This window comes from Streptomyces sp. GbtcB7 (assembly GCF_019091445.1).
Taxonomy (GTDB): domain Bacteria; phylum Actinomycetota; class Actinomycetes; order Streptomycetales; family Streptomycetaceae; genus Streptomyces; species Streptomyces mirabilis.
In genome coordinates this window covers 159,658-174,381 of the sequence record NZ_JAGXJM010000025.1, presented here as the reverse complement: position 1 = coordinate 174,381, position 14,724 = coordinate 159,658, and the positions used below count along the sequence as shown (strand labels likewise).

Sequence of the window (14,724 nt, the reverse complement as noted above, 5' to 3'; positions counted from 1 at the left end):
GGTGTCGCGGCGATGTCACACCGGAGTCCTCATGAACCCTCTTGGATGCGGACGCTCGGCAAAGACGCGACAGACGCGCACGGGAGGCCCTTATGACAGGGCTTATGACAGGAGGCCCTTATGAACGACGTGACCGATCCGGTGTCCGGGGAGCGGGAGAGAGTCCGTTTCAGCAGTGGCGGCAGCGAGTGCGCCGCCTGGCACTATCCAGGGAGCGACGGCTCCTGTGTGATCATGGCGGGCGGGTTCGCCGTGACGAAGGAACCGGGCACCGACCTGTTCGCGCGGCGGTTCCACGACGCCGGGTTCGGCGTGCTGGCCTTCGACTATCGCGGATTCGGAGAGAGCGGTGGTCGGCCGCGCCAAGTCGCCTCGGTCAGCGGGCAGTTGGCGGACTGGCGAGCCGCTGTCGCGTTCGCCGCGACCCTGCCGGGAGTCGACCGGAGCAGGCTGGCGCTCTGGGGGTTCTCCGCATCCGCCGGCCACCTCCTCCGGGTAGCGGCGCGCACCCCGCACCTCGCCGCGGTGATCGCCCAGACGCCGAACGTCGGGGGTCCGGCCGCCGCACGCCTCGCGGCGCGCCACCAGAAGCCACTCGCCCTGCTGCGCCTGCTCGGCAGGGGCGTCCTCGACGCGGCCGGCGGCCTCCTCGGCCGTCCACCCCTGCTGGTGCCACTCAGCGGCGAGCCCGGCACGGTCGCCGTCCTCACCACGCCGGACGCGGCCGACGCCCCGCGCGCGCTCAATCCCGGCGACCGCTATCCGGACTGGCGGCAGGAGGTCGCGGCCCGCTCGGCGCTCGGCCTCGGGTTCTACCGTCCCGGCCGTGACGCCTCCCGCGTACGGTGTCCGCTGCTCGTCGTCGTATGCGAGCAGGACCAGTCCGCCTCGCCCACGGCGGCCGTGCGCGCGACGCGGCGGGCGCCCCGCGCGGAGCTGGTGTGGTTGCCCGGCGGGCACTACGCGCCGTTCCTGGACGCGCACGAACGGGCGGTCGACGCCGAGTTGTCGTTCCTGCGCCGACATGTGCTCGATTCCCCGGTGGCCTCCGTCGCCTCCGTGGAGCGCGGATGACGACGGGGGAGATCGAGCTGTCGGCGGGGACGGTCGCGTACCGGGACACGGGTGGCGACGGTCCGGTGCTGGTGCTGCTGCATGGGCTGATGATGGACGCCTCGCTGTGGGACGAGACGATCACCGAGCTCGCCGCCGACCACCGGTGCGTGGCGCCGACCCTGCCGCTCGGGGCGCATCGGCACGGAATGCGGGCCGACGCCGACCTGTCGCTGCCCGGGGTGGCCCGGCTGGTCGCGGAGTTCCTCGACCGCCTCGATCTGCGGGACGTCGTCCTGATCGGCAATGACACCGGCGGTGCGCTCGTCCAGCTCATGATGGGCGACGGTGCGGCGCGGGTGGCGGGGGTCGTGCTCGTGTCGTGCGACGCCTTCGACAACTTCCCGCCCGGGCTGACGGGCCGCACGCTCGTCCTCAGCGGCCGACTCCCACCTCGGCTGTTCGGGATGTTCATGCAACAGATGCGGCTGCGGCCGCTGCGCCGCATGCCGGTCGCCTTCGGGTGGCTGACGCTCCGGGGAGACGCCGCCACCGCTCGGTGGATCAGGCCGGTCCTCGAACGGCCGGAGATCCGCCGCGACGCCGTGCGCACACTGCGCGCGGCGGCGGCGGACAAAGGTCTGCTGCTCGCCGCGGCCGAACGACTGCCGAGCTTCGACCGCCCCGCCCTTGTCGTCTGGGCGCGCGGCGACCGCGTGATGCCACCCGAGCACGGCCGGCGCCTCGCCGCGCTGCTCCGGCGGGGGCGGCTGGTCGAGATCGACGACAGCTACACGCTCGTCCCGCTGGACCGGCCGACGGAACTAGCCCAGGTTATAAGGGAGTTCACCCGGTCGTCCGCGGCCACCTGACAGTCCAGACGGTCTGTCGCGCTCGCCAGCCGTTCTGCAGCCATAGAGCCATACAGCCATACAGCCATACGGGGTCACAGCGTCGTACGGGATTCGAGGTCGGCGCGGGTGTCGTTGCCGTAGACACCCGTCTCGTCGCCCCGGATTCCGTACCAGAGCTGGAAGCGCGCGACCGCGGCCGTGAGCGTGGCGTCGTAGGTGCCGCTCGTGGAGCCGTGGTCGTAGACGTTCGGGATCCGGAGCAACCGTTGCTGCAGGTCCTTGACCGCGGGACCGCTGTCCCCCTCCCGGAGGGTGCCCGCGCCGTCCGGGTCGGCGCTCGCGGACGGGGCCTGGGCGGCTGCCGTCGTGGGCGCGCCGGTCGGGGCTCGCCCGGCCTGTGCTCCGGCCTCCTGCTCACCACCGGGCAGCAGGAGCGCGAGGGCGAAGCCGACGAGGGCGGCCCCCGTGACCCCGATGACGACCGCCGCGCGGCGCTGCCCCGTGCCCCACCCGGACGCCCGCTCGCCCGCTCGCCCACGCCCGCGGTGGACGCCGGGAGCGGAGGAGGGCCCGCGAGCCCCCACCAGTCTCCCGTCCCGGGTGTAGTCCTCGCCCACCAGGACGGGTGGCAGTTCCTCGGTCGCGTCCTCGACCACCGACGGCGTCACGGTGACCGTCGTGGCCGGTACGGCGATGACCTCGTAGTTCTCGTCCGCGTCGGGCCCGTGCTGTTCCTCCCGCACCTCTTTCAGAAGTTGCGCGAGTGCCTCCGTCCGGCGGCGCCGCTGAACGTAGGTGGGTTCGATCGCCCGTCGCCCCCCGGGCTGCCCTGGTTCGGGCGGTGTCGGCACACTGCTCTCCTTCCGTGCGCGCGGTTTCACGCCATCCCCGTGGAGTGATACGCGGCCGGCGGCCCCGGGGTTCAACGACGCCCCAGGCCCCCGAGCCCACGTGGTCGTACAACGTGAAGAATGGGCAAATAGCGGGTAGGACCACCTTCGGGGAGCGGAGAGGGTCGCCGTGGCTGCGAGCGAAGAACGAGACGTGTCGGCCGCCCGCCGGCGCTTCGACATGGCGGACGCCGCGCCGCTGCTGCTCGACGCCAGGATGACGGTGACCAGCTGGACCGCGGACGCCGAGCGCCTGCTGGGGTACGCGCCCTCCGAGGTCATGGGCCGCCGCGCCGCCGACCTGCTGCTTCCGGAGGACGCGGCGCGGATCCCCGACCTTACGGCGCGGTGCCGCGACGGCGGCGGCTGGGCGGGACTGCTGTCCGCGCAGCACCGGGACGGGCACGCGGTCCGGGTGATGGTCCGGGCCGTCCCGATACGCGAGAGCGGCGGTCCGACGCGCTGGGTGGTGCTGCTCGCCGATCTGGCCGGTGGCCCCGGCTGGGACATGAGCCGGTCGGTGCTGGAGCGGATGAACGCCCGCTCGCCGGTGGGCATCGCCATCGTGGACACGGACCTGCGCTATGTGTGGTCGAACGCCGCGCTGGAGCAGTTCGGCGGGGGCCCGCCGCACCAGCGGCTGGGGCGCAGGCTCGCCGACATCCAGCCGGGTCTGGACGCCGAGACGCTGGAGGCGCAGATGCGCCGGGTGCTGGAGAGCGGCCGGCCCGTCGTCGGGTACGAGCACGTGGGCCGCGTACGGTCCGCGCCGCATCGCGAGTCCGCTCACTCCCTGTCGTTCATCCGGCTGGAGGACGACCACGGCCGCCCGATCGGGGTCTACTACACCGTTGTCGACGTCACCGATCGCTACCGTGCGCGACGGCGGCTGGCGCTGCTCGACCGGGCCGGCGAGCACATCGGGCGCAGTCTGGACATCCTGCACACCGCGCAGGAGCTGGCCGATGTCGCCGTACCGGGGCTGGCCGACTTCGTCACCGTGGACCTGCTGGAGTCCGTGCTCAGGGGAGCCGAGCCGGTGCCCGGCCGGCTGAGCGACACGGACGTGGTGTCACTGCGGCGTGCCGGACAGCAGTCGGTCCGGGCCGGTATCCCGGAAACCGCTGTCGAGGTGGGTGAGGCCGCGACCTACCAGACGACCTCTCCCCCGGTCCGCGCTCTGGCCGAGGGCCGGTCCTGGCGTGAGGCGCGGCTGGATCCGCAGGCCAGGAAGTGGAGCACGAGCTCCCGCGAGGGCCCGGCCGCCTCCTTCCTCGACCTCGGACTGCACAGCGCGATGATCGTGCCCGTCCGGGCCCGTGGCGTCACGCTGGGGATCACCACGTTCTTCCGGCGCGACTGCGAGGACCCCTTCGACGAGGACGATCTGAGCCTGGCGGAGGAGTTCGTCGGCAGGGCGGCCCTGTGCCTCGACAACGCCCGTCGTTACACCCGTGAGCGCGACGCGGCACTCGTCCTCCAGCGCAATCTGCTCCCGCACCGCTTCCCCGAGCAGAACGCGGTGGAGGTCTCGGCCTGCTACCGGCCCGCGGACGAGCTGACGGGCCTCGCCGGGGACTGGTTCGACGTCATTCCGCTGTCCGGGGCCCGGGTGGCACTGGTCGTGGGCGAGGTGACCGGTCACGGCATCGACGGCGCCGCCGCCATGGGGCGGCTGCGGGCCGCCGTACAGACCCTCGCCGATCTGGACCTGTCGCCCGAGGAGGTGCTCGCACACCTGGACGACCTGGTCAGCCGGGCCGCCCGGGAGGAGGGCAGCGGCGCGGACACCCTCACCAGCGGGATGCAGGCCGTCGGAGCCAGCTGTCTGTACGTCGTGTACGACCCGGTGAGCGGGCGGTGCGCGATGGCGGGCGCGGGGCATCCCGCACCCGCGGTCATCGCTCCCGACGGCACCGTCACGTTCGCGGAGCTTCCCCGCGGCCCCGTGCTGGGTGTCGCCGGACTGCCCTTCGAATCGGTGGAGCTCACCCTGGAGGAAGGCAGTGTGCTCGCCCTGCACACCGACGGGCTGATCGCCACGCCCCGCACGGGACGGGATCCGGATGCGGGCCGGGAGCGGCTGCGGGGCGCGTTGGCCTCGCACCGTCAGCCGTTGGACGGCATGTGCCGCACGATCGTGGACGATCTCGTGCCGTCGCGGCCGTACGACGACGTGGCGCTGCTGATGGCGCGCACTCGGCGGCTCGGCGCCGAGCAGGTCGCGACCTGGGACCTGTCCACGGATCCGGCCATGGTCACCGAGGCCAGGAAGGTGGCGACGCAGCAGCTGAGCGCGTGGGGCCTGGACGAGCTGGCCTTCACCACCGAGCTGGTCGTGAGCGAGCTCGTCACCAACGCGATCCGGTACGCCTCGGGGCCGATCCGGCTGCGTCTGATCACCGACCGGGCGCTGATCTGCGAGGTCTCCGACGGCGCCGCGACCGCCCCGCATCTGCGGCATCCGAAGACCACCGACGAGGGTGGCCGCGGGCTGTTCCTGATCTCCCAGTTCACCCGGCGCTGGGGCACCCGCTACACCCCCGAGGGGAAGGTCATCTGGGCCGAGCAGTCGCTGACCACCCAGCCCGCGATGTGACGGACGGACGCGCGGCCGCGGGGTTCAGCAGTCGCGGAACTCGGGTGACTGGTTGAGGATCTGCGAACGCTGCGAGGTGAACCGGGAGTGGGTCGCGCCGCCCCGGTCCTCGGGGCGGAAGACGGCGACGCGGTGGCAGTTCATGAAGGCGAGGGTGACGCCGAAGTGCCGCTCCAGGCTGCCGCGGATCGCGTCGCTGGCGAGGGCCCGCAGCAGCTGGCCGCGTTCCTTCTCGGAGGGCGGCGGAGTGTGGTTGTCGGCGAACTCAGCTGTCCCGTCACGGAGTTGATGAGCCAGGTCGGCGATGAGGTCGTACGCGTACGGCAGGGACGTACGGACGGTGTCCACGAAGTCCGCTTCGCGGACCGGACCGCGTTCGGCTTCGGCGAGCAGCTTCGGGGAGACGTCGAGTGACATGAGAGTGGCAGTCCTGTCGGTAGGTGGTTCGTGGTGCGCGGGTCGCCATCGGGTCGTACGTGGGGGATCAGTCGGAGGACGACTCGAGGGCGGTGGGGCCGTGCCGGAAGTCGGGGTCGATCTGTGCGGAGAGGTCGGTGCCGGTGGCCCGGTCGGCCCAGGCGGCGGCGTTGCGGAGGTGGAAGGCGACGGCGTGTTCCTGGAAGGCCGTCCAGTCCTTGGTACGGGCGTCCAGGGCCGTCCGCATGCGGCGCAGCGCGTGGATGTTGTGCGGTTCGAGGTCGCCGTGGGGTCGGCCCTGCTCCTGGGCGCGCACCCAGGAGGAGTGCCGGACGTACGTCAGGAGGTCGTCGCCGACGTGTTCCTTGAGGAAGAGCAGGTCGTCCTCGCCTGTGACCTTGTTGCCGATCACCGCGATCGGGATGCCGAACTCCTCGGCGTGGTCGCGGTACTGGCGGTAGACGGAGACGCCCTTGCGGGTGGGTTCGGCGACCAGGAAGGTCATGTCGAAGCGGGTGAACAGTCCGGAGGCGAAGGCGTCGGCACCGGCGGTCATGTCGACGACGACGTACTCGCCGGGCCCGTCGACGAGATGGTTGAGGTACAGCTCCACCGCTCCGAGTTTGGAGTGGTAGCAGGCCACGCCGAGATCGCTCTCGTCGAACTCACCGGTGACCATCAGCGGTACGCCGCCCACCCGTTGGAGGTGCGGGGTGTGCACCGGGTCGTCGCCGAGGAGGCGCAGCAGGCGTGAGCCGCGGCCCGGCGGGGTGGTCTTGATCATGGCCTCGGGCGCGGTGATGCGCGGGTTGCTGCCGCGCAGGTGGGCCTTGATCTCGCCGAGTCGCGTACTGAGGGGCGGGGCGGCGAAGGTCTCGTCGTCGCCGAGGCCGAGGGCGTGTGCCAGGTGCTGGTTGATGTCGCCGTCGATGGCGACGACGGGCGCGCCGGAGTGCGCCAGCTCGCGGGAGAAGAGGGCCGACAGCGTGGTCTTGCCGCTGCCGCCCTTTCCGACGAAGGCCGCGCGCATGTCAGCCCTCCGGGCGCAGCAGGCCGCGCTCGTACGCCTTGGCCAGTCGCTGGGGTACGAGGTGGGAGGCGCCGTCGACGGTGATCGGGACGAGTCGCGCCGTGGCGGCCTTCCACTGGGCGCGGCGGTGGCGGGTGTTGCTGCGGGACATCTTGCGTTTGGGCACGGCCATGTCGGTCTCCAAGGTAGGTGGACACGACTGACGCTATCTGAAAATGGATCTCATTTCCAAGCTGGCGCGCGGGACGCGCGGGATGCGCACGGAGCATGCGCGAGACACAGAGGGCGCGCCGACAGCCGTGCGACCAAGCGAAGTTGACAGATTGTTGACCAATTCCTAGGCGAGTGGTGACCGACGCCGCCACTATGGTCGGCCGCATGTCCTCACACCCCCCACGGACTCCGGCTCTCCCTGTCCTCCCGTATCGGAAACCGACCCGTGACCGGGACTACTGGGTCTTCGACGATGTGCTGCCCGACGTGGACGCCGTCCGGGCGCGCTGTCTCGCCAAGGACGAGTGGGCCAAGGGCTACCCGTACACCTCGGAGAGCTGGCCGGGCCTGCGGACGATGCCGGGGCTCGAACCGGGTGAACTGGCCCGTGTGGAACGGCTGGTGAAGAAGGCCACCGGCGCGAAGGAGCTGTGGGTGCAGAGCACGCCCTCCGGGGGCACGCTCAATCACAACTGCGTCCAGGTGGTAGGCAAGGACGAGGGCCAACCGCGCCCGCACACCGACTCCCGCGCGCTGTGCCGGTACGCCGCCGTGCTCTATCTCAACCCGGTCGTACCCAAGAGCTGCGGAACGAGCTTCTACCGGCAGAGCCTGCCCGGCGGCCGACTCGGCGGGAACGTGGTGGCGGCTCCGCACAACAACCTGGTCGACGCGCTCGGTACGCGCTTCGTGGCGCCGGACTCCTTCGTCGAGGACCTCGAGGTCCCGCACCGCTACAACCGGCTGCTCCTCTACCACGCCAACCTGATGCACAGCGCCACCGGCTACTGGGGCAGCACGATGGAGGACAAGCGGATGACCGCGGCCTTCTTCTGGTTGGCGTGAGCCCGCACCCCGACGCCGAGCGGCCCCGGACCTTGGGGCCCGGGGCCGCTCGGCTGTGCGGGGCGGTGGTGCTCAGTTGCCCATGAGTTCGCGTTCGATGGAGGCCAGCTCGTCGGCGCTGCCCTGGACCTTGGGGCCGGTGAACCACTTGCGGGCCGACAGCATCCACCAGGCGCCGGCGAAGCCGAGGACGGCGACGACCGCGATCGGCGCGTAGTTGAAGGACTTGGCGGTGACCGGGCTGACCTGCGGGAGCATGAAGAGAACGGTCACGCAGGCGACCCAGCCCACGGCGACGACCGCGACGGGCTTGCTCCAGCGGCCGAGGTTCCAGGGTCCGGCCGCGAAGTCGTCGCCCTGGCGCAGCCGCAGATAGATCGGGATGACGTAGGCGATGAACAGTCCGATGACCGCGATCGAGGTGACGGCGGCGTACGCGGTGGGGTTGATCAGGTAGGGCAGGCCGAGGAGGAAGGCGCCGCCCGAGGCGAGCCACACCGCGTTGGACGGCGTCCGGGTGCGGTCACTGATCCGGTGCCAGAACGCCGAGCCCGGCAGCGCGCCGTCCCGCGAGAAGGCGTAGATCATCCGGGAGTTGGCCGTCACCGAGGACATGCCGCAGAAGAACTGGGCGCCTATGACGATGAGGAGCAGCAGCTTGCCGCCGGTGTCGCCCAGGGCGTCGAGGAAGATCTGCACCGGGGGCACACCGGTGGAGCTGCCGAGCGCGCCGTCGTAGCTCTGGATCGCGAAGGTGACGCCGATCAGCAGGATCCAGCCCGCCACCAGCGAGACGAGGATGGAGTTGACGATGCCGCGCGGTCCGGAGCGGGCCGCGTCGTGGGTCTCCTCGGTCATGTGGGCCGAGGCGTCGAAGCCGGTCAGGGTGTACTGGGCGAGCAGCAGGCCCAGCAGGGAGACGTACAGGCCGGATCCCCAGCCGGTGTTGTTGACGAAGTGGCCGAAGACGAAGCCCGCCGACTGGTGGTGGGAGGGGAAGACGACCAGCGCGAGGACGACGACCGCCACCCCGATGACCTGCCACCACACGCTGATGTTGTTGAGCAGGGCGACGAGCTTGACGCCACGCACGTTGAGGAGCGCGTGGACGAGCAGGGTGATGCCGAAGAGGAGCACGGTGTGGCCGGGGGTGGCGGTGAAGCCGAACTGGAGGTCCAGGAAGGCGTTGAGGAACTGGGCCAGACCGAAGTCGATGCCCGCGGTGACGGCGACCTGGCCGAGGAAGTTGAACCAGCCCGTGAACCAGGCCCAGGCCGGGCCTCTGCTCTTGGCGAGCTTGGCCGCCCAGTAGTAGAGGCCGCCCGCGGTCGGGTAGCTGGAGCACACCTCGGCCATGCCCAGGCCGACGGTGAGGGTGAGGACACCGACGATCGGCCAGCCCCACACCATGACGGCGGGGCCGCCGGTGTTCATGCCGAAGCCGTAGAGCGTCATACAGCCGGAGAGGATGCAGATGATCGTGAACGAGACGGCGAAGTTCGAGAACGGCGACATGCTGCGCTCGAGTTCCTGCGCGTAGCCGAGCTGGTGCAGCCGGGCCTCGTCGTCGGTCATCGTGGGTGCCGCGCTGTCGTTCGGTCCGGGTGAGCCGGTCTTGTCCAGGGTGTTGTCCGAAGCCACGGGTGATCCCCTTTGTGTGCTGGGCCGGTTGGGAGGGTGTACGGCGCGGACGGCGCACCTCGCGCGAAGGGCGCGAGCGGCGCGGTGGCGGGGGTGGCGGGTGGGTGACGGTTACTGCGACGTCATGCCGCCGTCGACCGCGACGACGCTTCCGGTCATGAAGCTCGCCTCGTCGGAGGCGAGGAAGAGGGCCACGTTCGCAATCTCGCGGGGCTGCCCCGGACGCCCGATGGGCTGGAAGGAATCGATGGTGTCGTAGACGTGCTCAAGGCCGCCGAGGAGCTTGGCGTGCGCGTGGTTGATCGGCGTGTCGACCCATCCCGGGCAGATCACGTTGCAGCGGATGCCCTGCTTGACGTAGTCCAGTGCCACGCCCTTCGTGAGCATCACGCTGGCACCCTTGGAGGCAGAGTAAACAGTGAGGAAGGGCTCGCTGACCAGCCCGTTGACGCTGGAGATGTTCACAATCGAGCCGCCGCCCGCGGTGAGCATGTGCGGGATGACCGCACGGCAGCCGTAGAGCTGGCCCTTGACGTTCACATCAAGGGTCTTGTCGATGATGTCGTCGGGGACCTCGTGCAGCAGCCCCGGCAGGTTGACGCCCGCGTTGTTGACCAGGACGTCCACGCGGCCCCAGCGGGCCACGACGGCCTCGACCATCGCGTCGACCTCGGCGCTGGAGGACACGTCCACCGCGCGGCCCTCGGCCACTCCGCCGGCCGCGGTGATCTCCGCGGCCGTCTCCCGCGCGGTCTGCTCGGACAGGTCGGCGCACAGCACCTTGCCGCCCTCCTCCGCCAGCCGGTGGGCGATCGCCCGGCCGATGCCGGAGCCGGCACCGGTCACGACGCAGACCTTGTCCGCGACCCGGCCCGTGGGCGGCGCGGAGGGGGTGGTGGTCGGAGTGGCCATGGGCTCTCTTTCCGGTCGCGTGACGGGTTTTGATGCTTGGAACATTCGCCAACGACCCGTCCGGTCGAGCTGCGGGGAGCAGGCGATCACGGACCAGAGAGCGCTTCTGGTCTGTGCTTTCGCCGTGGGGGTGCCCTAATGTTGGGGCGTCCGGGCCCATAAGTCATTGGACGATCTCCCAACAATCGAGCGTTCGATCCGTGGGACCTTCCGAACGCCCGCACGATCACCGGGGGCACGAATTGATCGATCTCGACGGCAAGGTGGCCGTGGTCACCGGCGCGGCCAGCGGTATCGGACGGGCCATCACGCGCGGGTTCGTGGCGGCCGGGGCGAAGGTGCTCGCCGCCGACATCGACGAGGCGGGGGTGTGGCGTACGGCCGAACTGTGCGACGACCCCACCGCGGTCGAGCCGCTGCGCGCCGACGTCTCCGACCCCGACGACGTCGCCGCGGCCGTGGAGACGGCCGAGCGGACCTGGGGCCGCGTCACCACGATGGTCAACAACGCGGCCATCTCGATTCCCGGCAATGTGCTGGAGACCTCCGTCGAGGACTTCGACCGCATGCTCGCGGTCAACCTGCGCGGGGTCTTCCTCGGCTGCAAGTACGCGGTACCCGCGCTGCTGCGCGCGGGCGGCGGCTCGATCATCAACATGGGCTCGGTCAACAGCCTCGTCGCGGAACCCGTACTGGCCGGATACACCGCGAGCAAGGGCGGTGTCCTGATGCTGACCAAGGCGGTGGCCCGCGACTTCGCCACCTCCGGCGTGCGCTGCAACTGCATCTGCCCCGGCTGGGTCGACACGCCCATCAACCTCGCCCACGCCGAGCGGATGGGCGGAATCGAGTCGGTCCGGGACGCGCTGCCGTCCTGGCAGCCGATCGGGCGCGAAGGGCGCCCTGACGAGATCGCGGCGGTCGCGCTGTTCCTGGCCTCGGACCTGTCCGCGTTCATGACCGGGTCGGCCGTCGTCGCCGACGGCGGCATGACGGCGATCTGAGGACGGAGCGCGATGACCACCCACACGGCCGGCGGTGCGAGCGGCACGCTGGAGACACTGACCGCCGCACTCGGCAACGACGTGCTGCGCGCGGTACTGCTGCCCGAACCGTCCTTGCCCGTGGGCGGCGTACGGGTGCACGAGCCGGGCACGGCGCAGAGTCCCGGGCGCGGTGACATCGTCCTCGCCATCGGCATGGACGACGTGACGGCGGTGACCGCGCTGCTGCGCCGGCTCGGCGGAGTGGCCGCGGCGGTGGCCACGAAGTGCCGTGTCCAGGACGACGCGGACGTCCTGCGGGCCGCCGCGGACTCCGGGTGCGGCGTGCTCGTACTGGACGAGGGCATCGACTGGCTGCAGGCGGTGGCCCTGCTGCAGGGTGAGATCGCCCGGCACGCCGCCGACTCCGGTCCGGAGCCGTCTGGGGGCGTCGACCTGTTCGAACTCGCCGACATGGCGGCCGACGCGGTCGGCGGCCCCGTGACGATCGAGGACCCGCGGGGCTGGCTGCTCGCCTACTCCAGTGACCAGACCGGAGGCGATCCGGTGCGGGCGGAGACGCTGCTGAGCCGCCGTGCGCCGACCGGGTTCTCGCAGGCGCTCGCGGCGCGCGGGGTCCCACAGGAGATCGCTCGCAGCGAGGGCCCGGTCGTGGTGCGCGGGGTGGCGGAGGGCGCCGCCGACCGGCTCGCCGTGGGACTGCGCGCCGGGAGCTTCGGCCTCGGGTCGATGTGGGCGGTGGTGTCCGGGGCCGAGCGGCGGCAGGTGACGGCGTTCGCGCGGATCGCCCACCGGGTCGCGGTGCATCTGATGCGGCGCAGGACCGAGGACTACCGCACCCACCGGGTCGAGATGGAACAGCTGGCCGTCCTGCTGCACGGCGGTCCCACCGTCACCGGCTCCGGCGACTCCATCGAACTCCCGCGCGGCACCCACTGGGTCGCCGCGCTGGCCGTCGCCCCCAACGACCCCTCCGAGCGCGCCATCGCCCGCTCCCGGCTGGAACACGGGCTCGCGCTGATGCAGCGGTCCCGGGATCTGACCGTGCACGCCGGGCAGTTGTCCAACCTCTGGTACCTCGTCCTGACGGTCGGCCGTCTCCAGGAGAACTCCGCGGCGACGGTACGGGACTGGCTGCGGGACCTGCTCGACGACGGGACCGGGGACCGTATGCCCATCTACGCGGGCGTCGGTTCGGCGGCCGACGACCGCGGCGGACTGCCCAGGTCACGCAAGGAGGCCGAGCGGGCGCTGGCCGTGGCCCGCCTCGCGCCCGCGCCCGGCGCCCCGCTCGTCTTCGAGGACTGCTGGGCGCGCGCCGCCCTCATCCGGGTGCTCGACCCGACCGTGGTCGCCGACCTGGAGACGGTGACACCCCTGTGGCGTCTGCGCGAGCAGGACACGGCCCACGGCACGGACTACCTCCCCACGCTGCACGCCTGGCTGGAGCACCAGGGCAACATCCGCACCGCCGCGCAGCGGTTGCACATCCATGCGAACACCCTGCGCTACCGACTGACGAAGATCGAACAGACCGTCGGTATCAATCTCGCCGATCCCGACATCAGGCTCGTCCTCGCCCTCCAGCTCAAGGCACTCGACCCCGCCTGACCCACCCGTCCCGTACGACCTCGCCCTCCACCTCGGAGAACGCTGCCCGCTCGGGGAGAAACGCCCCCGACTTCCACCCACTATTTCCGGACATGCGTGGGCCACAGCTCAGTTACAGCTTGCTCAAGTCCTGGTGGCCGGACGGTGAGCTGGTCATGATGAGCGCATGACGTTGGCCTCGCGTGCCATGACACAACTGGCGGGCTGGCCGGACCTCGCGGAGGCCCGGCCGAGCTGCGGCACAGGGCGGGCGCTGAGTTCGGCGCAGGGCGAGATCGTGCACTTCCATTCGGATCACGATGTCGACCTGCACCTCACAGCGCGTGCCATTCACCGTTTCCAGGATCATCTCAGGGGCGCCAGCGCGGTCCGGATGGTGCCCGAATCGCGGTGGGTGACCATACGCCTCGAAGTGGACGCCGACATCGGTCTGCTCCTCACTCTGGTGAGCCTCGCTCTTCAGTCCCACCAGACATGGCCGGTTCCGGGCGACTCTCCGTCGGCGGGCTGCAACGACCTGCGCAGCATGGTGCTTCCACGCGACAGCGTCGGCTGAGACGTCACCGACGCAGGGCGGGGGCGGGCGGTGGGGCTGACCAGTCGATCAGCATCACGTCGGCACTGGCGCCGCCGGCCAGGCCGAACAGCGCCACTGTGTCACCCGGCCACAGGCGGCCTTGTTCCGCGGCGAGGGAGAGCGGGAGGGTGGCGGCTCCCATGTTCCCCGTGCGGTGGAAGGTGGGTACCACGAGGTCTGCCCGGACGCCGAGACATGCGCGGACTTCGTGGACGAAGGGGACCGATGGCTGGTGGACCCACAGGAGTCCGAGCGCGTTCGGATCGGTGTCCTGTTCCGGGCGTGGCTGAGGCTTCCACGGGCACGGCTGCGCCCATGTCCCCGCCGGTCAGGGAGCCTAGCCCGGTACGCAGCTCGTCGTGGCCGGTCAGTGACCAGCGGCTGAGCGGGCTCAAGGTCTCTCCGCATGCCACGAGAACGCGGTTGTACCGGCCGCAGCGGATGCCCGTCGCCCCGGACGATGCTGATCAACTGGGTGATCGGGGCGCTCGCCGCGTTCAGTTCAGTTTGTACTGGCGTGCGTCGTGCTGGGCCCGCCACGCCTTTTCGGCCTCCTGGTAGGCCGCCATCGCGCTCTGGTCGTGCGAGGTTCGCCAGATGGATACGGGGACGCACGGTGAAGTGCTGGGAGTAGTAGACGAACACCGGGATCCGTGATCCAAGGGCGTCCCAGGCCTGCTTGTACATGGTGTGGCGGCGGACCGCGGCACGGAGCCGGTCGAGCCAGTCATCCAGCTTCGTGGCAGTGGGCAGCGGGCAGCGGTGCGCCGGGGAGATCCACCGTCTGCTCTGGGCGGCTGTGGAGCCGCCTGTCGACCCGTTCAACCGGCCTGGGCACCGGGGGACTTCGGACTGCGAGTGCCGCTGTCGCAGCGGCGATGCGGAAGTTGTTCGCCGCGTGGCGCGATGCGATGCCGCCGGCGCACAACTGGCCAAGACGCACCTTCCGTGCGCGTCCGGGGCGCGAGTTCGTGGATTCCCACGTCACAGAGCGTATGCGCCTCCGCTTCGGGGGCACACGGCGGTGCATCGGGTGCGAAAGCCACCCAGCCGAAGACCGCCGCGAGGCGCCGACCC

At 71.0% G+C, this 14,724-nt stretch carries 13 protein-coding genes and 1 pseudogene; 7 read left to right on the top strand and 7 right to left on the bottom strand.

Annotated features, from left to right (window positions below):
* Nucleotides 1–120: 120 nt before the first annotated feature.
* Together KVT44_RS35220 and KVT44_RS35215 are read left to right on the top strand one after the other, a co-directional pair.
* Complete coding sequence (locus tag KVT44_RS35220; RefSeq protein ID WP_254650312.1) at nucleotides 121–1,074, top strand: alpha/beta hydrolase; 954 nt, start codon at nucleotides 121–123, stop codon at nucleotides 1,072–1,074.
* Nucleotides 1,071–1,925, top strand: coding sequence for an alpha/beta fold hydrolase (locus KVT44_RS35215; RefSeq protein ID WP_217571414.1), 855 nt, complete (start codon nucleotides 1,071–1,073; stop codon nucleotides 1,923–1,925). Before KVT44_RS35220 ends, KVT44_RS35215 begins: the two co-directional genes overlap by 4 nt.
* A 74-nt stretch (nucleotides 1,926–1,999) precedes the next feature.
* On the opposite strand, the gene KVT44_RS35210 is transcribed toward KVT44_RS35215, so the two are convergent.
* On the bottom strand, nucleotides 2,000–2,758 hold the full coding sequence (locus KVT44_RS35210; RefSeq protein ID WP_217571413.1) for a peptidoglycan-binding protein: 759 nt from the start codon (nucleotides 2,756–2,758) through the stop codon (nucleotides 2,000–2,002).
* Between the two features lie 169 nt (nucleotides 2,759–2,927).
* Here KVT44_RS35210 and KVT44_RS35205 point away from each other — a divergent pair, with 169 nt between their 5' ends.
* Complete coding sequence (locus KVT44_RS35205) at nucleotides 2,928–5,396, top strand: SpoIIE family protein phosphatase (RefSeq protein WP_308314197.1); 2,469 nt, start codon at nucleotides 2,928–2,930, stop codon at nucleotides 5,394–5,396.
* Between the two features lie 24 nt (nucleotides 5,397–5,420).
* On the opposite strand, the gene KVT44_RS35200 is transcribed toward KVT44_RS35205, so the two are convergent.
* The 3 genes from KVT44_RS35200 to rpmF form a co-directional block, all read right to left on the bottom strand.
* Nucleotides 5,421–5,813 (bottom strand): SCO5389 family protein, encoded by a 393-nt coding sequence (locus tag KVT44_RS35200; RefSeq protein ID WP_060898206.1) that lies wholly within the window; start codon nucleotides 5,811–5,813, stop codon nucleotides 5,421–5,423.
* A 67-nt stretch (nucleotides 5,814–5,880) separates the two neighbouring features.
* Nucleotides 5,881–6,843, bottom strand: a complete 963-nt coding sequence (locus KVT44_RS35195; protein WP_217571412.1) for an ATP-binding protein — start codon at nucleotides 6,841–6,843, stop codon at nucleotides 5,881–5,883.
* Nucleotide 6,844: 1 nt separating this feature from the next.
* Nucleotides 6,845–7,015: a 50S ribosomal protein L32 gene (rpmF, locus tag KVT44_RS35190; protein ID WP_060898204.1), complete on the bottom strand. Its 171-nt coding sequence runs from the start codon at nucleotides 7,013–7,015 to the stop codon at nucleotides 6,845–6,847.
* Between the two features lie 206 nt (nucleotides 7,016–7,221).
* Here rpmF and KVT44_RS35185 point away from each other — a divergent pair, with 206 nt between their 5' ends.
* Nucleotides 7,222–7,902 carry a DUF6445 family protein gene (locus KVT44_RS35185; protein WP_217571410.1) on the top strand — a complete coding sequence of 227 codons (681 nt, stop codon included), beginning with the start codon at nucleotides 7,222–7,224 and terminating at the stop codon, nucleotides 7,900–7,902.
* Between the two features lie 72 nt (nucleotides 7,903–7,974).
* Here KVT44_RS35185 and KVT44_RS35180 read toward each other — a convergent pair whose 3' ends face one another.
* Both KVT44_RS35180 and KVT44_RS35175 read right to left on the bottom strand, forming a co-directional pair.
* The gene (locus tag KVT44_RS35180) at nucleotides 7,975–9,477 is read right to left on the bottom strand and encodes an amino acid permease (protein ID WP_254650341.1); all 1,503 of its coding nucleotides are present in this window, start codon (nucleotides 9,475–9,477) and stop codon (nucleotides 7,975–7,977) included.
* A gap of 177 nt (nucleotides 9,478–9,654) precedes the next feature.
* Complete coding sequence (locus KVT44_RS35175) at nucleotides 9,655–10,455, bottom strand: SDR family NAD(P)-dependent oxidoreductase (RefSeq protein WP_217571408.1); 801 nt, start codon at nucleotides 10,453–10,455, stop codon at nucleotides 9,655–9,657.
* 200 nt (nucleotides 10,456–10,655) lie between these two features.
* Here KVT44_RS35175 and KVT44_RS35170 point away from each other — a divergent pair, with 200 nt between their 5' ends.
* From KVT44_RS35170 to KVT44_RS35160, 3 genes are all read left to right on the top strand, one after another.
* Entirely contained in the window at nucleotides 10,656–11,459 is an 804-nt protein-coding gene (locus KVT44_RS35170) for an SDR family oxidoreductase (protein ID WP_308314196.1), read from the top strand.
* A 12-nt stretch (nucleotides 11,460–11,471) separates the two neighbouring features.
* Nucleotides 11,472–13,070 (top strand): CdaR family transcriptional regulator, encoded by a 1,599-nt coding sequence (locus KVT44_RS35165; protein ID WP_217571404.1) that lies wholly within the window; start codon nucleotides 11,472–11,474, stop codon nucleotides 13,068–13,070.
* A gap of 166 nt (nucleotides 13,071–13,236) precedes the next feature.
* Complete coding sequence (locus KVT44_RS35160; RefSeq protein WP_099918976.1) at nucleotides 13,237–13,626, top strand: luciferase family protein; 390 nt, start codon at nucleotides 13,237–13,239, stop codon at nucleotides 13,624–13,626.
* 4 nt (nucleotides 13,627–13,630) lie between these two features.
* Here KVT44_RS35160 and KVT44_RS35155 read toward each other — a convergent pair.
* Nucleotides 13,631–13,906 (bottom strand): annotated as a pseudogene (locus KVT44_RS35155) (3-oxoacyl-[acyl-carrier-protein] synthase III C-terminal domain-containing protein); the annotation flags it as partial.
* Nucleotides 13,907–14,724: the final 818 nt, after the last annotated feature.